At 67.1% G+C, this 19,017-nt stretch carries 14 protein-coding genes; 6 read left to right on the top strand and 8 right to left on the bottom strand.

The window, feature by feature from the left end; translation table 11 throughout:
- Positions 1-77: 77 nt before the first annotated feature.
- Positions 78-2,891 (bottom strand): TonB-dependent receptor, encoded by a 2,814-nt coding sequence (locus tag FHW97_RS09240; RefSeq protein ID WP_171798764.1) that lies wholly within the window; start codon positions 2,889-2,891, stop codon positions 78-80.
- Positions 2,892-3,047: 156 nt separating this feature from the next.
- Complete coding sequence (locus FHW97_RS09235; RefSeq protein WP_171798763.1) at positions 3,048-3,968, bottom strand: MurR/RpiR family transcriptional regulator; 921 nt, start codon at positions 3,966-3,968, stop codon at positions 3,048-3,050.
- Positions 3,969-4,082: 114 nt separating this feature from the next.
- Between FHW97_RS09235 and FHW97_RS09230 the strand changes: the two genes are divergently transcribed.
- From FHW97_RS09230 to FHW97_RS09210, 5 genes are all read left to right on the top strand, one after another.
- Positions 4,083-5,480 (top strand): APC family permease, encoded by a 1,398-nt coding sequence (locus tag FHW97_RS09230; protein ID WP_171798762.1) that lies wholly within the window; start codon positions 4,083-4,085, stop codon positions 5,478-5,480.
- A complete protein-coding gene (locus FHW97_RS09225) occupies positions 5,477-6,412 on the top strand; it encodes a carbohydrate kinase family protein (RefSeq protein ID WP_171798761.1) in 936 nt (311 codons plus the stop codon). The genes FHW97_RS09230 and FHW97_RS09225 overlap by 4 nt, the downstream gene beginning before the upstream one ends.
- Complete coding sequence (locus FHW97_RS09220; protein WP_216647705.1) at positions 6,384-7,775, top strand: hypothetical protein; 1,392 nt, start codon at positions 6,384-6,386, stop codon at positions 7,773-7,775. Before FHW97_RS09225 ends, FHW97_RS09220 begins: the two co-directional genes overlap by 29 nt.
- Before the next feature lie 3 nt (positions 7,776-7,778).
- Positions 7,779-10,676 carry a glycoside hydrolase family 2 TIM barrel-domain containing protein gene (locus FHW97_RS09215; RefSeq protein ID WP_171798760.1) on the top strand — a complete coding sequence of 966 codons (2,898 nt, stop codon included), beginning with the start codon at positions 7,779-7,781 and terminating at the stop codon, positions 10,674-10,676.
- A gap of 98 nt (positions 10,677-10,774) precedes the next feature.
- Positions 10,775-12,166 (top strand): FAD/NAD(P)-binding protein, encoded by a 1,392-nt coding sequence (locus tag FHW97_RS09210; protein ID WP_171798759.1) that lies wholly within the window; start codon positions 10,775-10,777, stop codon positions 12,164-12,166.
- Positions 12,167-12,172: 6 nt separating this feature from the next.
- On the opposite strand, the gene FHW97_RS09205 is transcribed toward FHW97_RS09210, so the two are convergent.
- From FHW97_RS09205 to FHW97_RS09185, 5 genes are read right to left on the bottom strand one after another with little or no spacing between them, the layout of a single operon-like run.
- Positions 12,173-12,985: a copper resistance protein B gene (locus tag FHW97_RS09205; RefSeq protein ID WP_171798758.1), complete on the bottom strand. Its 813-nt coding sequence runs from the start codon at positions 12,983-12,985 to the stop codon at positions 12,173-12,175.
- The gene (locus FHW97_RS09200; RefSeq protein ID WP_370525364.1) at positions 12,982-14,766 is read right to left on the bottom strand and encodes a copper resistance system multicopper oxidase; all 1,785 of its coding nucleotides are present in this window, start codon (positions 14,764-14,766) and stop codon (positions 12,982-12,984) included. Before FHW97_RS09200 ends, FHW97_RS09205 begins: the two co-directional genes overlap by 4 nt.
- Positions 14,767-14,770: 4 nt before the next feature.
- Positions 14,771-15,349 carry an RNA polymerase sigma factor gene (locus tag FHW97_RS09195; RefSeq protein ID WP_062784246.1) on the bottom strand — a complete coding sequence of 193 codons (579 nt, stop codon included), beginning with the start codon at positions 15,347-15,349 and terminating at the stop codon, positions 14,771-14,773.
- A 14-nt stretch (positions 15,350-15,363) separates the two neighbouring features.
- Positions 15,364-15,822 (bottom strand): periplasmic heavy metal sensor, encoded by a 459-nt coding sequence (locus FHW97_RS09190; protein WP_062784248.1) that lies wholly within the window; start codon positions 15,820-15,822, stop codon positions 15,364-15,366.
- Positions 15,822-16,127: a hypothetical protein gene (locus FHW97_RS09185; RefSeq protein ID WP_171798756.1), complete on the bottom strand. Its 306-nt coding sequence runs from the start codon at positions 16,125-16,127 to the stop codon at positions 15,822-15,824. The genes FHW97_RS09190 and FHW97_RS09185 overlap by 1 nt, the downstream gene beginning before the upstream one ends.
- Before the next feature lie 160 nt (positions 16,128-16,287).
- Between FHW97_RS09185 and FHW97_RS09180 the strand changes: the two genes are divergently transcribed.
- On the top strand, positions 16,288-16,665 hold the full coding sequence (locus FHW97_RS09180) for a copper resistance protein CopC (RefSeq protein ID WP_171798755.1): 378 nt from the start codon (positions 16,288-16,290) through the stop codon (positions 16,663-16,665).
- A 1,075-nt stretch (positions 16,666-17,740) separates the two neighbouring features.
- Here FHW97_RS09180 and FHW97_RS09175 read toward each other — a convergent pair.
- Positions 17,741-18,970 carry a replication initiator protein A gene (locus FHW97_RS09175; protein ID WP_171798754.1) on the bottom strand — a complete coding sequence of 410 codons (1,230 nt, stop codon included), beginning with the start codon at positions 18,968-18,970 and terminating at the stop codon, positions 17,741-17,743.
- Positions 18,971-19,017 lie beyond the last annotated feature (47 nt).

The following is a 19,017-nucleotide window of genomic DNA, read 5'->3' as shown; positions in this document are numbered from 1 at the left end:
GGGCAGAAAAGGGGCCGGGCAGCCCCCTTCTGCCCGGCCCCTTCCCCGAAATACCGCCCGCAGGCGGGAAGGAATGATCAGAACTTCATCGTCGCCGTCACCAGCGAGGTGGTTCCCGAATTGACGATATCGGAAATCGCCAGGCTGTGCTGCCCGATGTGCGACCAATAGCTGGGCGTATTGAACAGGTTGGCGATCGACAGGTCCAGCTTGAACATGCGGCTGAAAGTATAGCCGGCATGCACGTCCACGCGGCTCACCGGGCGCACCCACACGTCGTCCCATGTCGCATTCTTGCCCAGCGTGTCGTAGATCGAGACATAATCGCCGGCATAGCTGTAGTTCACGTCAAGCGAGACCGGGCCCTTTTCAAAGAAGACTTGGCCATTGGCCATGACTTCGGGCGCGTTCTGGATGCGGTCCATGCGCGTGCCATCGCCCAGCACGTCAACCCGCGTCCACTGCCGGGTAAAGTTCACCGCCACGCCCAGGCCGGAAAGCAGGCCGGGCAATGCCGAAAACTTCTGCCGGGCCTGCAACTCGATACCATAGACATGGCCCGATCCACCGTTCTGCGGCTGATAGGTCACCGTGCCGGTGGTGACGCCGGCATTGCTGCCGGTCACGATCCCGGCGCTGCTGCCGTTGTCATAGATATAGTGCGCCAGGTGCTTGTAGAACCCGGCCAGCATCACGTGGCCGCCGCCCGGGATGGTCCATTCGCCCGAAGCATCGAGGTTGATCGCACGGATCGCCTTGAGGTTGGGATTGCCCTGGGTGATGGTGGTCACCCCGCCCGACACGCTGGTCGAAGCGCCGCCACCCAGTTGCAGGAACGGCGGACGGACATAGCTGGTCCAGGCCGAGGCGCGATAGACCGCCCCGCCATTGTCGCGATAGGTAAAGGCGATGCTGGGCAGCACCGCATCGAACTTGGCCTTGTTCGAACCGAAGGCGCCGGTCGCGGTGTTACCATCGGTGGTCGGCGTCACCCAGAACACGTTCTTGATGTCGGTGTGCTCGTACCGCACGCCGGGCACGATCTCGAGGTTGCCATACTGCAGCTGGCCCATGACATAGCCGGCCCAGACCGTCTCGTTGGCCTTCTGCGTGTTGCAGTTATAGCTGTTGATCGGGTTCGAACCGCAGGTATCGATCGTCGCGTCGGTGGCGCCGCCCAGCTGGTTGAACAGCGAGAAGACCTTGCCCTGGTCGATCACCGGCACCTGCCAGGTATAGCGCTTGGGCCAGACCGCCGGATAGATCTGCTTGATCACACCCAGATCGCCCAGCGTCGCGGCATTGCCATAGCCGGGCACGGTATAATCGCGGTTGGTGATTTCGCGGTGGCTGGTTTCCACGCGGAAGCCGGCCTTCAGGAACGTGAGATGGCCGCCATCGAAATCGAGCTTGAGGTCGATCTTGCCGCCGCCCTTGCGCTGGAAGCTGGTCTGCGGGGTATATTCCGGCGGGCCGCCATTGGCGGGCATGCCGCTGATATTGTTGAGCTGGTTGCGCACGGTGGCAGGCAGCAGCGGCACAGGATAGCCATTGTCATAGCCAAATAGAGTGGAGCCGCCATAAGCCACCGGGGCATAGCGCCCGGCCACTTCGATGTGGTTGGGCCGCGCGTTGCTGCCCCAGCTGTAGAACAGGCTGGGCGACACGGTCAGCTTGCCGGCATGCTTGTCCATGCCCAGCTGCACAGTGCCGAGCGTGGCGATCGCCGGGTTGGTTTCATACCAGAACCGCGCCTGAACCGCGCCGATCACCGGGGCATAGGTGCCGTTGCCCAATGCCGTGCCGTTCGACCCGTCCTGCTTGTTGACCCCCACGATCTGGGTCAACTGGCTGTTCTGGTCGGTCTTGGCGCGGGCATAGCTGGCGCGCAGGTAGATCGAGGTATCTTCATCCGGGCGCCAGTCGAACGTGCCGTTGCCGCCAAAGCGTTCGGTATAGCCGCTCGACAGGCCAAAGTTGGCCGCCGTCTGGATCAGGTTGGCGGCCGGATCGAGGCCGGGCGCGCTGTTGCCGGCGGCATCCTGCACGGCAAAGTCATAGCCGTTGTCGCAGCAGCCCGATTCCTGCACGCCGCCAACCAGGCTGTTGGCAAAGTGGCGGATATCGTAAAAGCCGCTGACATAGACGCCGAACTGGTGATCCGCGCCGAACTTGCGCGAATAGTCCGCCCCCGCGTTCCAGCCCAGGCCGTTCTGGCCATAGGCGCGCGCGCGGCTTTCCACGCGGCCGCCGATCGTTACCGACCCGCGCGAATCCGCCGCATAGTCGAACGCCGAAGGCGTGCGGAAATCGATCGTGCCGCCGATCGCATCGCCCAGCATGTCGGGCTGCGAGGTCTTGTTGACGATGATCGTCTGCAGGCCTGACGGGGGCAGCAGGCTGAGCTGTACGCCGCGGCTATAGGGATTGCCCTGCGCCACCGACACGCCGTTGATCAGGTTGATGTTGTATTCGGAATTGAGGCCACGCACCGAAACGAACATGCCCTCCCCGCGCGAGGCGCCGTCGACGCCGCCGGCAAAGGCCGAACCGGTGTTCATCACGTTGATGCCCGGCACCATGCCCAGCGCTTCGGCCACGTTGTGCACGGCCGTATGCTCAAGATCCTGGGCGGAAATCACGTTGACCGTGTTGGCCGAACGCATCTGCAGGGTGGCCGCCTGATAGCGGTTGCCCACCACCACGATGCCGGCGGCCAGATCCGCCTCGCTGCCGGTGGGAGTGCCCGCCGTCGCATCGGCCAGTGGCGCTGCCGATGCCGGCGCCGTGGCGGGAAGGGTTTGGGCGGTGGCCGGCGTTTGTGCCGCCAAGGCCAGCATCATGGTCGATCCGCTAAGCAGCAGACGCGACCGACAGAGCAATCCGATCATTTCACAAACCCCCATATCCCTCTCGCCACGTTTCGGGCGTTGAGCGTATGGAATGGTATTGCCCGTCTTCTGTCAATATGATTTTTCTGTTTCTAATGTTTTTGATATAAAAATTTCAGAATTGCGACGGTCGCGCCACAGCAGGCCATCGCTTTGTCACGAGGCATCGCCGCCGCTGCCGGGTGCCCCTGCAGCCACGCTGCGCTGCTGGTCATAGGCCAGCCCCACCACCAGCGCCTGCGCCAGGCACAGCGATGAGGATAGCGAGCGAAAGCCGCGCACTTCGGATTCGCGCACCAGCAGTGTCTGCGCCGCGCGCTTGGCTATCGGGCTCAGCAGGCTGTCGGAAATCGCCAGGACTTTGGCCCCGGCGGCGCAGGCCGCTTCCACTGCGGAAACCGTTTCCGGGGCATAGGAATGATAGCTGATCGCGATCAGCACGTCGTCCGGCCCGATCGCGCGCAATTGCTGCGCCGCCAGGCCGCCCACGCCATCGACCAGCATGGTCGGCTTGCCCGCCTGCGGCACGGCATAGGCCAGATAGGCCGCCACCGGAAAGGCGCGACGCATGCCGACCACGTGCACCACGCGCGCCGCCGCGATCAGCGCCACGGCATTGGCCAGCCCTTCGCGCCCCACCATCGACCGCGTGTTCTGCAGGGCCATGATGTCGCCCTCGGCAAACTCGTCGATCAGCGCGCCGATGCCCCCGGCCGAGACCGAATCCTCCACCGCCGCGCCAAACTGGTGCACCCGCTCGCTATAACCCAGCGCGCTGTTCTGCGCGATCAGGCTGTCGCGCAGCAGGCGCTGCATCGGCCCTGCCCCGGTAAAGCCCAGCGCCTTGGCAAAGCGCACGATCGCCGATGGCTGCGTGCCCGAACGCTCGGCCAGTTCGTTGAGCGTGAGCAGCGCCATGTCTTCGGGATGATCGAGGACATAGCGGCCGACCTGCTGCAACACCTTGGTCATGCCGTCGTAACGCGCCAGGATCATGTCACGCAGCGCATCGGCGCTGCCGGGCAGTCCATCGCCGTCTGCCGCAGCATCGGGGGCATTGTCTTGCGAGGCGGTCATCGCTGTCTCCACTGTCCTGGCCGGTATATGCCAGTGGATCGGCGATGCAACATTTCATCATGGAATAAAATTTTCATATTGACGTAATCATGGCATTTCCTGATTAATATGGCGATGAGCACGGCACCCATCACCGCTATCGGCACGCCGCCCGCAGGGCGGGCGCGCATGACGTTTGCCGGCGCGCTATCGGCCAACATGCTCAACATGATCGGCGTGGGCCCGTTCATCACCATTCCGCTGGCGCTGGCCGCCATGGGCGGGCCACAGGCCCTGCTGGGCTGGCTACTCGGCGCCGTATTGTGCCTGTGCGACGGCTTTGTCTGGGCCGAACTCGGCTCGGCCCTGCCCCGCTCAGGCGGGTCGTTCCATTACCTGCGCGAGGCGTTCGGCCCGCAGGGCCTGGGGCGCCTGTTCGGCTTTCTCTACCTGTGGCAGACGCTGCTGATCGGGCCGATGTCGATCGCCTCGGGCACGGTGGGCATGGCCCATTATCTCACCTGGCTTGAGCCGGGCCTGTCGCCCTGGACGCTGGCGGCGATCGCTGCCGCCGTGTGCCTCGTCAACCTCGGGCTGTTGTGGCGCGATATCCGCGCGATCGGCGTGCTCTCTGTCGCCACCAGCGTGATCGTCATCGGCTCGTGCCTGTGGATCATCGCCTCGGGCGCGGTCCATTTCGATGCCGCGCGCGCCTTTTCGTTTCCGCCCCATGCCTTTGCCATCAACGGCGGGTTCTGGATGGGCCTGGGCGCGGCCACGCTGATCGGCGTCTATGATTACGGCGGCTACAACACGATCTGCATGCTCGGCGATGAAGTGGTGGAGCCGCGCCGCAACATCCCGCGCGCCGTGCTGCTGTCGATCCCGCTGGTGGCGCTGCTCTATATCGGGTTGAACCTGGCGATCCTGGGCGTGCTGCCCTGGCAGCAGGCGATGCATTCGCAGGCCGTGGTGGCCGATTTCATGGCCGCGATCTATGGGCCCACCGGTGGCCGCATCGTCACCGTGCTGATCCTCATCGCCAGCTGGGCCTCGGCACTGATGAACCTGCTCGGCGCCTCGCGCGTGCCCTTTGCCGCGGCGCGCGCCGGTGATTTCCTGGCGGTGTTCGCCCGCACCAATGCGCGCGGCGATGTGCCGGCGGTTTCACTGCTGTTTATGGGCCTGGCCTCGGCCCTCGCCTGCCTGGTCTCGCTCGATACGCTGATCGCAGTGATGATCGTGGTGCAGACGATGTTCCAATATACCGCGCAATGCATCGCCGTGGTCCTGCTGCGCCGGCAGAACCCGCAGGCCGCGCCCGGCCAGTTCCGCATGCCGCTCTATCCGCTGCCGGTGATCATCACCCTGGCGGGCTGGGCCTATATCGTCACCACCGCGCGCCCGCTGCACATCCTCGCCGGGGTGGCGATGATCGCGGTGGGCAGCGTGCTGTTCCTCGCCATGGCGCGCCGCACGCGCCAGTGGCCGTTTTCGTCAGACAATTCCTTGCACAAGGCTTCTCGCCCATGACCGTCCGCTTCGATGTCGCCGTGGTTGGCGAAATCTATGTCGATCACATCTTCAGCGGCTTTCCTGCCTGGCCCCTGCCGGGTGAGGAAGTGACCACCGATGCCTATACCCGCGAAATGGGTGGCGGCACCATCGCCACCGCCTGTGGCCTTGCCCGGCTTGGCCGCAAGGTGGGGGTGGTCGGCCTGATCGGCGCGGATGATCGCGCCTGGTTCGAGCAGCGCCTCGCCGGCTATGGCGTGGCCTTCGACGGCATCCGCATCGGCGATGGCTTTACCGGCACGACGATCTCGATCTCCACGCCGCAGGATCGCTCGTTCTTCACCCACATCGGCGTCAATTCCGCCGTCGGCGCGCTGGCCATGGACGATGGGCTGGCCACGCTTTGCGCCGCATCGCACGTCCACTTCGCCATGCCGGTGCCGCACACCGTGGCGCAGGTCGTGCTGCCGCTGCTCGCCGCGCGCGGGATCACTACCTCGCTCGACATGGGCTATCAGCCCGAATGGCTGGCCAGCCCGGTCAACCGCCCGACGATCACCCAGGTCGATTACCTGATGCCCAACGAGAAGGAGGCCGAGCTGCTGTTCGGCAGCACCGACGTTGGCACCTATTTCGACCACGCCGCGCGCATTGGCATCCGCAACCCGCTGCTCAAGTTGGGCGCGCGCGGTGCCGCCGCGCTCGACAATGGCGAAATCGTCCACGTGCGCCCGCCGGTGGTGCAGGCGGTCGATGCCACGGGCGCGGGCGATGCCTTCGATGCCGGTTTCATCGATGCGCTGCTCGATGCCGCGCCCTTGCGCCGCCGTCTCGAACGCGGCTGCATCACCGGCGCCCTTTCCACCCGCAAGCCGGGGGCGCTTGGCGGCATCCCCGATGCACAGGAGCTTTGGACTGTTCATGACCGCAACTATGCCCTCCACGACTGATCGCAAGCTGACCCTGATCGGCGGCGGCGGTGTCCGCACGCCGCTGGTCACGTTCGGCGTCAACGATGCAGCCCAGGCGCTGGGCGCGCGCGAACTGGTGCTGTGGGATCCCGATGCCGATCGCCTGGCGATCATGGCCGCGCTGGGCCGCGCCATCGTGCGCGCCGAAGGCGGCGCCCTGATCGTGCGCGAGGCCACCAGCATCGAAGACGCGATCGAGGGCTCCTCGTTCGTGATGAACTCGATCCGCGTGGGCGGCATTGCCGGCCGCGCCGCTGATGAACGCACCGCGATCGAGCATGGCTTTCCCGGCCAGGAAACCACTGGTCCGGCGGGCGCTGCCATGGCGCTGCGCACCGTGCCGATCGCGATCGAGCAGGCCCGCCTGGTGCAGCGCCACGCGCCCGACGCGTGGATCGTCAACTTCACCAATCCGGCCGGCCTGATCACCCAGGCGATCGCCAACCACACCGATGCCAAGATCGTGGGCATCTGCGACACGCCCACCGAGCTGTTCCACAACATCGCCCATGCGCTCGGCGCCACGCTGGCTGATGTGGAATGCGATTATGTCGGCCTCAACCACTTGGGCTGGGTGCGCGGCATCCGCCTGCATGGCGAGGACGTGTTCGACCGAGTGCTGGCCGACGATGCCGTGCTCGACAAGCTCTATTCCGCCCCGGTGTTCGACAAGGCGATGATCCGCGCGCTGCGCCTGATCCCCACCGAATACCTGTTCTTCTATTATGAGCGCCGCCGCGCTCTGGCCAACCAGCAGCGCCACGGCTCCAGCCGTGGCACCGAAGTGGAAGCGCTCAACGTCACGCTAATCGAAACGCTGCGCGATCGCCTCGGCGCAGACGATGGGCCGGGCGCGATTGCCGCCTATGCCGCCTACCTCAACCGCCGCTCTGGCTCGTACATGAAGCTCGAGGCCGAAGGCGGCTCTGCCTTCGATCCCGAGGCCACGTTCCACATCGATCCGTTCCGCGTCGCCAGCGGCTATCACCGCATCGCGATCGACGTGATGAGCGCGCTGACCGGGGCCAAGCCCGCCACCATCGTGGTCAACACGCGCAACCAGGGCGCGCTGCCCAACCTGCCGGCCGGCGATATCGTCGAAACCAGCAGCCGGATCGATGCCAACAGCATCACCCCGCTGCCCATCGCGCCGCTGCCCGATGTGGCACTCGGCCTGGTTCACGGCATCAAGGCCTATGAACGCGCCGCGATCGATGCGGCGCTCACCGGCGAACGGCCCACCGCGCGCAAGGCGCTGCTGATCCACCCGGCGATCGGGGAATGGGACCCAACCGGCGCGCTGCTGCACGATCTGCTCGATCCCACCTGCCAGCACTGTTGAGTGATGCTGTCGGCAAGCCGGCGCACGATCCTGGCCAGCACGGCGGCAATGGCTGCCGCGCTGGCCCAATCCCCGATCGTTGCCCAGGCGCTTGCCGCCCCGGCGGCGGGGGCGCCTCCACAGCCTGACAGCCCCCGCCGCCGGTTATCGCTGGAGGCAGACTGGCGCTTTCACGCCGGTGACATTCCCTTTGCCCCGCTGCGCGATCACGAAGCCGCCTATGCCCATGCCAAGGCGGGCAATGCCACGGGCGGCGCGGCGGAGGATTGCGACGATGGCGATTGGGCCATGGTCACCCTGCCGCACGATTTCGCCCTGGGCCAGGCACCCGATCCGGCGGCCAATCCCGACCAGGCCTATCGCCCGCGCGGCATTGCCTGGTATCGGCGCGGCGTCCTGCTCGATCCCGCCTGGCGCGAGGGCTCGCTCGATCTGGTGTTCGATGGCATCGCCACCAACGCCACGGTGTGGATCAACGGCACGCTCGCCGCGCGCCATTTCGGCGGTTACACCCCGCTGGTCATAGACCTGTTGCCCTTCGCCCGCTTTGGTGAAGAACCCAACACCATCGCCGTGCAGGTTGACGCGCAAGACAGCGAAGGCTGGTGGTACGAAGGCGCCGGCCTCTATCGCCACGTCTGGATCGAACGCCGCGCGCCCGTGCACATCGTGCGCCACGGCCTCGTCGCTCGGCCCCACCCGCTGGGCCAGGGCGATAATGCGGCAACGTCCGGCGATTGGGCCGTTCCGCTCACGCTCGATCTGGCCAACTCCGGCGCGACCGACGCCGCCGTTACTGTCGCTGCACGCCTGATGGCGCCCGATGGCACCCCTGTCGCCACCGCGCAGGCCGCGCTCACTCTGCCCGCGCAAGGCCAGGCGCAGGCCGCCCTCACCCTCACCGTGCCGCGCCCCCGGCTGTGGTCGCCGGCCGATCCCGCCCTCTATCGCCTGGAAACGCGCGTGCTGGCCGATGGCGCGCTCACCGATCAGGAAAGCGGCGCGCTGGGCCTGCGTACCGTGCGGTTCGATGCGGATCACGGCATGCTGCTCAACGGCGAGCCCTGCCCGATCAAGGGCGTCTGCGCGCATCAGGATCACGCCGGCGTCGGCGTCGCCGTACCCGACAGCCTGTGGGACTATCGCCTGCGCCGCATCCGCGCGATGGGCGGCAATGCGCTGCGCACCGCGCACCATGCTCCCGCGCCCGAACTGCTCGAAGCGGCAGATCGTCTTGGCGTGATGATCCTGGCGGAAAACCGCACGCTATCGGCCGCGCCCGATACGCTCGATGCCCTGGCCGCGCTGGTGCGCCTGGGCCGCAACCATGCCAGCGTCATCGCCTGGTCCTTGTGCAACGAGGAATCGATCCAGGCCAGCGGCATTGGCGTGGCCATGGTCACGCGTATGAAGGCCCTGGTCCGCGCGCTCGATCCAACCCGCCCGGTCACCGCCGCGCTCAACGGCGCGATGGAGGCTGAGCCCAACATTGCCGACATGCTCGATGTGGTTGGCTTCAACTATGGGCGCGGCAGCATCGATGCCTATCACGCCGCGCATCCCACCCGTCCCTTGCTCAGCAGCGAAGACACCTCTGCCCTGATGACGCGCGGCGCGGCGACGGGCGATCCCGCGCGCCACGTGATCGCCGATGATGACATGACCGCCGTCGCCTGGGGCCAGACCAACAGCGCCGCCTGGGCTTTCATCGCCCAGCGCCCCTGGCTGGCCGGTGGCTTCCTGTGGACCGGCTTCGACTATCGCGGCGAGGCAACGCCGTTTGGCTGGCCCAGCACATCCAGCTTTTTCGGCGCGATGGACCTGTGCGGCTTTGCCAAGAGCGGGTTTCACATCCGCCGCGCGCTGTGGAGCGCCACTCCGGTCATCGCGATCTGGCCGCACTGGACCTTTCCGAGGCAAGAGGGCCGCGCCGTGCCGATCCTGGTCGCCAGCAATGCTGATCTCGTGTCGCTGCACCTTGATGGCCGCGAACTGGCCCGCGCGCCGGTGCATGATGGCGTCGCGCGCTTCTCCCCGGTCTATGCCCCTGGCCATCTCGTCGCCCAGGGCTGGCGCGACGGGCGCGTGGTCGCCAGCGCCACCTGCGTCACCGCCGGCCCGCCGGTGGCGCTGCGCCTGGTGCCCGATCGCCTGCGGATCAGGGCCGAACGCCGCGATGCCGTGCCCGTCACGGTCATGGCGGTCGACGCCGCCGGGCAGTCCGTGCCCGTGGCGCAACATGGCTTTGCCCTGCACGTCGAGGGCGGGCAGATCCTCGGCCTCGGCAATGGCGACCCCAACCTCGCCCTGCCCGAAACCCCGGCTGCCGATGGCCGCAGCGGGGCCATGGCGCTGTTCAACGGGCTCGCCCAGGCGATCGTCTGCGCCGATGGCAGCGGCCCGCTCCACCTGGTCGCCACCGCAGCCGGTCTCGCCCCGGCGCGCTGTGTCTTGCGCGTCGATCCCGGCATTATCGCCGCGCTGCCGGCCGTGCCCCCGGCACAACCACTCACCGAATGGCGCCAGGCACCCGCCAGCGCGCAGCGCCCGGTGCCTGGTCAGCGCCTGGGCGATGGTGACATGAACTCCTGGGCCTGGACCAAGCCGGGCGCCACCCAGCCCACTGACCCTGCCGCGCCCTGGGTGCTGCTGCACCTGGCTTTCACCCCGCGCCGCGCCGTGGCAGCCAAGGGCGGCACCTTGCGCTTTGCCAGCGTCGTCGGCCGCGCCGAAATCTGGCTCGACGGCGTGCGCGTCGCGCTCAAGGCCGATCCCGCCCCTGCCCCGCTGGCCATCCCCCTGCCGCCGGGTAACGGCGAACGCCTGCTCGATGTGCTGTTCGATAACCGCACCACCCCCGGTCGCTGCGGCCTGGCCGGCATGGTCAGCCTCGGCCCATAAGGCCGGCACCACGCCCCGCCACTGCCACCGTTCATAGAATGGCTATTGACCGTTAAGGAAAAACTTGCGAGCCTAATATCAACTTGAAAGGTTGAGTTATGGCGAATCCGTTTCCGTTCCATGACTTGGCGCGGCGTGCCAGCCATGATGATCTGCCCGTGGCGATCATCGGCGGCGGGTTCAGCGGCACCTTGCTGGCTATCCACCTCGCCCGGCGCGGGGTGCGCGTGGTCATCGTGGAACGTGACCCCCAGGCGCTGGCCCATGGCCTGGCCTATGGCGCCTGCGGGCCGCAGCACCTGCTCAACGTGCGCGCCGGCAACATGAGCGCGTTTCCCGACGATCCCACCCATTTCCTGCGCTGGCTTGGCCATGGCGAAACCGACGCGGCCAACCGCTTTGCCACCCGCGCCAGCTATGGCGCCTATATCGCCAGCCTGCTGGCCAGCGCGCGCGCCGCCATGCCCGATCGCATCACGATCGCGATTGCCAGCGCGCAAGGCGTTACCCCGCTAGGTGATGGCACGCTCCAGGTCGCGCTCGATCAGGGCGCGCCGCTCCATGCCCGCGCCGTCGTCCTGGCCCAGGGCAACCTGCCGCCCCAGCGCCACCGCGCGCTGGCCGCCCTGGCCCCGCCCCTCGCCCTGCCCGATCCCTGGGCGCCCGGCGCGCTCGATGCGGTCGCGCCTGATGCCCGCGTGCTGCTGCTCGGCACCGGGCTTACCGCGATCGACGTGATCCAGTCGCTTGAGGCGCGCGGCCATCGCGGGCCGATCGTCGCGCTGTCCCGGCGCGGCCTGGTGCCGCGCGCCCATGCTGCCAGCGGCCCGGCGATTTCACCGCAGCCGATGCCCGCCGCGCGCGGCAGCGCCTTGCTGCGCCACATTCGCGCCCGCGCCCGCGCCGTGGGCTGGCACCATGCCATCGATGAACTGCGCCCCCACACCCATGCCTTGTGGCAGGCGCACGATGGCGCGGCCCAAGCGCGCTTTCTGCGCCATGCCCGCCCGTGGTGGGACGTGCACCGCCATCGCATGGCCCCGGCCATTGCCCAGCGGATCGAGGCGCTGACGGCCGCCGGGCGCCTGCTGGTCGTGGCGGGCAGCCTGCAACAGGTCGTGCCCGATGGCGATGATGGCCTGCTCGCGCAATGGCGCGCCCGCGGCAGCGACAGTGTGGCCACGCTCGCGGTCGATCACGTCGTGGTCTGCACCGGCCCCGGCGGCGATCCCGCGCAAAACCGCGATCCCCTGCTTCGCAGCCTGCTCGCTGCCGGCCTGGCGCGTCCCTGCCCGCTGCATCTCGGCCTCGATGTCTTTGATCACTGGCGCCTGCGCGATGCGCGCGGCCGCGCGGCCTTGCCCATTCACGCCATGGGCGGGCTGTCCAAGGGCCTCAACTGGGAAATGGTCGCCGTGCCCGATATCCGCCTCCAGGCACAGCGCCTGGCCGATCACCTGGTTGCGGCGCAACCCGCTGTCGCGGCCTGATCGCCCTCACCACCACAGCCGCACGCCGGCCAGCGCGCGCAGCACCGAGGCACGCTCTCCCACCGAACGCGCCGCGCGCGCGCTGCCACCCAGGCTGCGTTCCCAGCCCAGCCCCACATAAGGCGCGAAATTGCGCTTGATTTCATAGCGCAGGCGCAGCCCACTCTCGATGCGGTTGATCCCCGCGCCCTCGCCCAGATCGGGCATGCCTTGCGCCGCCCAATCCATTTCCACGCGCGGCTGCGCCACCAGGCGCTGGGTCAAGCGCTGGTCATAGCTCGCCTCGGCCCGGCCGGTCACCTCGCCCCGCGTCGACAGGAAAACCGATCCTTCCACGTCGAACCAGTAGGGCGCCAGCCCTTCGATCGTCAGCGCGGCATGGGTGCGCCGCTGGCCCGTGCCCAGCACGCCGCGGTCCAGATCCTGCCGCACCCCGGCGCGCAGGTTGAACCACGGGTCCAGCGCGTGCAGCCAGCCTGCCTGCACCTCGGCGCGGTCCACCCGCCCGGCAAAGGCCCCTTCCCCGCGCGATTCCAGCGCCAGGCGGTCGCTGTCCCCACCCCACCAGCCCTTGGCTTCCCAGGCATAATCGCCGCCGCCGCGCGCCTCCAGCTGGTCGATCATCACCTGGCTCACCGCCATGCCGCCGTTCTCGTGCACCAAGGCCGCCCGCGCGCGTGCCATTGCCTGCGGATCGAACAGGGCATCGGCAGCATGGTCGCTCGGTGGCGGCGGCGGAGCCGCAGCATCTTGCGCCCGCGCCACCCCAGCGCCGCTCATCAACACCGCCAGCGCGATGGCCAGACCGCACCCGCTCATGCGGCCTGCTCGCGCACGGTCACCACGCGAAACATGCCGGCATGCATATGCAGCAGCATGTGGCAGTGAAACGCCCAGTCCCCCACGGCATCGGCGGTCAGGTCAAAACTGGCCTTGCCGCCCGGCAGCACGTTGACCGTGTGCTTGCGCGGCGCCGCCTCGCCCGCACCGTTCACCAGGTCGAAGAAATGGCCATGGATATGAATGGGATGGGGCATCATCGTGTCGTTGATCAGCGTCACTCGCACCCGCTCCCCAGCGCGGAACGCCAGGGGCGCGGGGTTCTCGCTCAGCTTCACCCCGTCGAACGACCACATATAGCGTTCCATGTTGGCGGTCAGGTGCACGTCCAGGTTGCGCGTCGGCGGCGCCTGCGGGCGCGGCACGGCGGCCTTGAGATCGGCATAAGTCAGCACGCGATGGTCCACGTCTTCCAGCCCGGTGGGCCGGTCCGCCAGGCGATCGGCCGGCGCGGCAGACAGCGTCGCCACGCCCGGGCCCAGGCGCATGCCCGGCGGCGCCAGGGACTTGTCCCGCATCTTCATCGCGCCATGGCCGCCGTGCATGGCATGCCCGCCCTGCCCCGGCGCCGGCATCGGTGCCGAAAGATCCAGCGTGCCGGCGGCCATGTCCATGCCCGTCATGTCCATGGCGCCCATGCCCATGTCGCGCATGGTCAGCAGCGGCCGCGCGCGCAGCGGCGGGATCGGCGCTGCCGTGCCCGCAGGCGCGCCCAGTGGCGCCAGCGTCGCCCGGCACTGCCCCGATCGATCGATCGCTTCAGCAATGATCGCAACGGGTTGCGCGGATTTTGGCTGCACCAGCACGTCATAGGTTTCGGCAATGCCAATCTGCAATTCATCGGTGTCCACCGGCACCACATCCTGCCCATCGGCCGCCACCACGCGCATCGGCACGCCCGGCAACCGCAGGTTGAAATTGGTCATCGCCGCCGCATTGATCACGCGCAGCCGCACCGCCTCCCCCGGCACGAACGCACCGGTCCAGTTCGCCGCGCTGTCGTGCCCATTGATGCAATAGGTATAGGTCGATCCGGTCACATCGGCGATGTCGGTCGGGTCCATGCGCATGCGGCCCCACTCCAGCCTTTCGCCCAGGGGCTGGTCGCGGCCCGCCAGCAAGCCTGCCAGCGTCTGCTGCTGCCGATTGTAGAACCCGCCCTGCTGTTTCAACCGCTTGAGCAGCACATGCGGATGCACGTCGGTCCAATCGTGCAGCATGATCACGTGCTCGGGCGCCGCGGGAATGGCTGGCACCGCCGGATCGATCACGATCGGGCCGAACAGGCCCATCGCTTCCTGCATCCCGCTATGCCCGTGATACCAATAGGTTCCGGCCTGGCGCACGGTAAACACGTGGTCAAAGCTCTGCCCCGGGGCGATGCCGGGATAGCTGATGCCTGGCACCCCATCGAACTGGAAAGGCACCAGCAGTCCGTGCCAGTGGATCGAGGTATCCTCGCCCAGGCGGTTGTGCACGCGCAGGCACACCTGCTGCCCTTCGCGCAGGCGGATCATCGGGCCCGGCGTGGTGCCGTTGACAGTGATCGCATGGCCGCTGCGCCCCCCGACGCGCACGGTGGCTTGGTCGATCACCAGTTCGATCAGATCACCCGACAGCGCGGTTGCTGGCGCGCCCATCGCCCCCTCGGCCATGCCCGGCATCATGCCAGCCATGGCGGTGCGCGCGCGTGCCAGATCGGGCAAAACACCGCCCAGCCCGGCTCCAGCCAGTCCCGCCAAAATCGTGCGCCGATCCACTCTATCAGTCCTTTTCGCCAAGCTGTTGTGCAAGCTTCTTTCTTGCGCGGTAAACTCTTGTTTCAATTGTCTTTTCGCTAACATCCAACATCATGGCAACCTCGCGCTGCGGCATCCCTTCCACGCCATGCAGCACGATCGCCTCGCGCAGCGGTTGCGGTAGGGTATCGATCGCCCGCGTCATGCGTGCCAGATCGGCACGCCCTGCCGCTTCGCGCTCCGGCCCTGGTGCGCTGTCCGGCACGTGCTCTACGGCGGCCTCGCCCTGCCCGCGCCAGCCCAGAAACAGCCGCCGCACCGCCTGCCGCCGCCGCCAGTCGCGCCCCTTGTTCAGGGCAATGCGCGCCAGCCACGCCGCCAGCGGCCGCGCCGGATCATAGCGGCGCAGCGCGGCAAAGGCGGCGATGAACGTATCCTGCGTCACGTCGAGCGCGGCATCGGCCTGTCCGGTCTGCGCCCAGGCCACGCGATGCACCACGGCGCGGTGACGCGCCATGAGCTGGCGATAGGCCTGCTCGTCGCCCACCAGCGCGGCGCGCACCAGGGCGGCATCATCGGCCTGGTCCAGAAGATCATCACGCACCGCCGCGCGGCCGCTCAGGGCCGCTGCGAAGCGCTGGGCGCAGGGGATTGCATCAGGGCCGCCACCATCGCCTGGTCGAACCGCGCCTGCTGATCGGGGCGCAGCAGCGCGCGCATGGCAAACAGGTGCTGCAGGGTTTCCTTCTGCAACATGCCCATGGCCGCATGCGAGCGATCTACCGCCGCGGCCACGCGCGGGCCATAGCCGCGCTCGGCAACGATCGCCTGGGCCAGATCGCGGTTATCCTGCGCCATCTGCGCGCCATAACGGGCCTGCGCGGCGGCATAATCGGCCTCCAGGCGCGCCATGGCCTGTTCCTGCCCGGCATCGAGCGCCAGATCGCGGTGGATCAGCGTGTGAAAGGCGTTTTCCGCGGGCTGTGCGGGCTTAAACAGCATGCGCCCCACCCCCACCCCTGCCAGGGCAGCTGCAAAGGCCAGCAGGGCCACAAACACCATCTGGCGGGCGCCCATCACCCCGCCCCCATCAGCACGACCGAGGGCGCCTGTGCGGGCAAGGCCAGCGGGCTCACCAGCCTGGCAGGCTCATGACGCGGGCCAAAGGCATGCCAGGGCTGCTGGGCCACTCCGCCCGCCAGGCCAACCACCAGCGCCAGCGCCCCGGTCCAGGCCAGTTGCCGCCGTGCCTGCGCGCGTGCCTGATGACGGTGCAGCCCGCCGATCACCGCCTGTTCCAGCGCCGCCCAATCCGCCACACCGTCTGCCCGCATGGCCGCTGCATGGCGCAGCCCGGCCAGCCCTTGCTCCACACTGCCCATCGCCCGCGCTTCTCCTGTCCTTGCCCTGCCTGCCCCCTCATACGCACCGGCGTGGCTTGTCCCTCATCCCGTCGCCACATTTTTTGCACATCGGCCAAGGGGTGATGATCGACGCTGCGTATCAGAAGGCAGCCCCGTTTCGAAAGGATCGTCGATGTTCATGCGCCATGCTGCCCTCCCCCTTGCGCTTGCCGTGCTCTGCGCTGCCGCCCCTGCTCTTGCCCAACCGGCATTGACCGCCGCCAGTCCCTCGGCTGATGCGGTGGTCAGCGCGCCAACGGTCATCACGCTGTCCTTTACCGAGGCGGTGGCCGTGCCGCCCTCCTCGCTTGCTCTGGTGATGACCGCAATGCCCGGCATGGCAAACCACCAACCGATGAAGGTCACCGGCTTTGCCACCGCCCTTGCTGACCAGGGCAAGACTCTCAAGGTTACCCTCCCCCGCGCCCTGCCGGCCGGCACCTATCGCCTGACCTGGCATGCCGGCTCCAGCGCGGGCGAAAGTGCCGATGGCAGCTACAGTTTCACGGTGAAATAGGAAACTGTCGCAAAGGCCCCTTCAAACAACTGAAAAACATGAGATTTCCTACTTCGGCCGGTTTTGCTCGCTTTTCGCGTAAAGCCGGCCGAAATACGTTTGCGGCTCGGCGCGGCGCAAATTCAGGCTATCGTTCTAAAAAGAATGGATAATTCTGATAGTGCCCCAGTTCCGGCTCGGCACGCGCGTCTATCGCTGACCGTATGAACGCGTTCAGTCCGTGGGCTGCCGCAGGTTTAATCTACATGCGGTGGCGCCTTGCGCCCTTCCCCCATTTCAGCTCGTCAAAAGACACTTCCAGCGGGTTAGATCCTGTTTAGAGTCGTTAGACAAGTTAAGCGCCGCGCTCACTCGCGCGAATCGCCAGAGTTTCGCGATTCGCCTGCAATGCGCTGTTCCCGATAGATCGACGTTCCGTTCCTGATGGATCGAAGCATCGTTCCCGATGGATCGAAAGGCCGTTCCTAAAGGATCGAAACACGCGTTTTGCTGTTCCCGAAGGGTCGATCTTTGCCATCAGGTGGGCGGTAACCACGGCGGATTGAATTTCTTTTCGGGAACGCAGTGCTTTGGACGTTCAATCGCTGTGGATGATTTCACTGGTGTGACGGGGGGACGATCGGCGCACGACACTTCGCGAACGGCGATTGCGAGCAACAGCACGCGACACGTTCTTTCGAGAACGGCATTGGGGCATTGGCGACTCTTGCGAATGCCGTGAACCGCACTTGCATCGCTGTCATGCTGTGTTGATCGCTTATCCCGCGCGCCACTAAAGACGAACCGCGCGAAAGCAGAAAGCTGGAGCCCGGATCAAGTCCGGGGTGACGCAGGTGGTGACATAGGGGGTGGGCGCTGCCTTGGTACTGCCCCCCTCCCCCCCCCTCCCCTCGCCCCTTCCCTATCATCAAGCGTCTGATGGCAGGCGTGCAAATCGCTGCGACTCAGGCCGACGCACCTGCAGGCTTACCCGAGACTGGATTAGCGTCGTTCGTGATGGTGGAGGTAAAGTGCGATCGTAGTGGCGCGCTGAGGCCCGCTCCGTGCGCATGAGGCACGGAGCGGGCGGCGCTGGTCAGCGCAGGGTGTGGCGGTGCTTTTCGTGGTGGCGCTTGGCCCAACCGATGAAGGCGCGCTGCCAGTCGGCCGGGGTGCGCGCGGGGTCGGCCGAAACCCAGCGTTCGAACTCGGCATGGAGCGCCTGGAAATCCCAGCCCGGGCAGGTCTCGCGCAAGTGCGCCAAGGTTTCATCGGTCATGAAACCGCGCGTGGCGGCGTGGCTGAGGCCGGCAATGGTCGAGCGGATCAGGCTGCGTGCGTCGACGATCACGGGCGCTGGCGCGGACGCCGCTACGTGCCCCGCGTTGCGCGATGCCGGCTTGGCTGGCGCAGGTGCGGGTGAGGGTGCGGCAGTGGCTGCGGGCAGGGGGGCAGGGCGTTTCCCCGGGGAAACGACTTCGGCGCCATCCTTGCCATCGACGCGGCGCATGCGCAGCAGCGGCTCGCCGGTCTTGCCAGGTTCAACGCTCAGGGCGTAGCCGGGGAGGGCGTCCTTTTCCGCCAGCTTGAGAATCTCGAACTTGAAACGGCGATATTCGCCTTCTGCCCCGGATTTCTCGAACAGCGTGGGCATGGCAATGGCAAAGCCTTCCTCGCCCGCGCCCCCGGCATGCTTGCGCGCCACTTTGTAGAGCCACCGCTCGCGTCCGCCGGTGATGTTGAAGTAGGCGCGATCGATCGCCAGGACGCCGCCCTGCATCATCACGCCTTCCCAGAACCAATTGGACAGCTCCAGCGTCATGCCCTTGGAGCGTTCGGTGCGCTCGTCCACCAACTGGGTCCAGCCATCGAGCCAAGAGAACGTGGCCTCGCGGCGGTTTTCGGCGCGGATGTTGGTCTTGATCGTGGTGGCAACCAGGCGATCGAGCGCCTGGCCCAGCAATTCGTAGGCGCGGCCGGTGGTGGGGCGGCCGATCGCGCGCAGCAGGTCATAGGGCATGATGGTGAGCTTGCGCGGCACATCGTTGACCCCGCGCCGCACCATGTCAGCCAGAACGCTGGCGCAATAGATCAGGATGTCGGCGTCCCAGATCGTGGCCATGCCATAGTCGGGATTGCCCGAGACATGAACCCACAGCTTGCCATCGGGGCTGGTGTAGTCGATCGGCTTGGTGCGCTTGGTCTTGGCCAGCGAGAAGAACGGGCGCTCCATCATCTCGCGCTGATCGCGCAAGGGCATGTCGGCCACGTAGGGCAGGAACACGTCAAAGCGTTCGCTGCTGACGGAAGGTTTGCTGCGGGTCATGCGATGCCGGAGTAAGGGGAGGAGGAGGGAAGGGCGGGTGACAACAC

Origin of the sequence: Novosphingobium sp. SG754 (genome assembly GCF_013149315.1) — a bacterium.
GTDB lineage: Bacteria > Pseudomonadota > Alphaproteobacteria > Sphingomonadales > Sphingomonadaceae > Novosphingobium > Novosphingobium capsulatum.
Note: the sequence above shows the minus strand (reverse complement) of the source record. Positions and strands in the feature narration are given on the sequence as shown.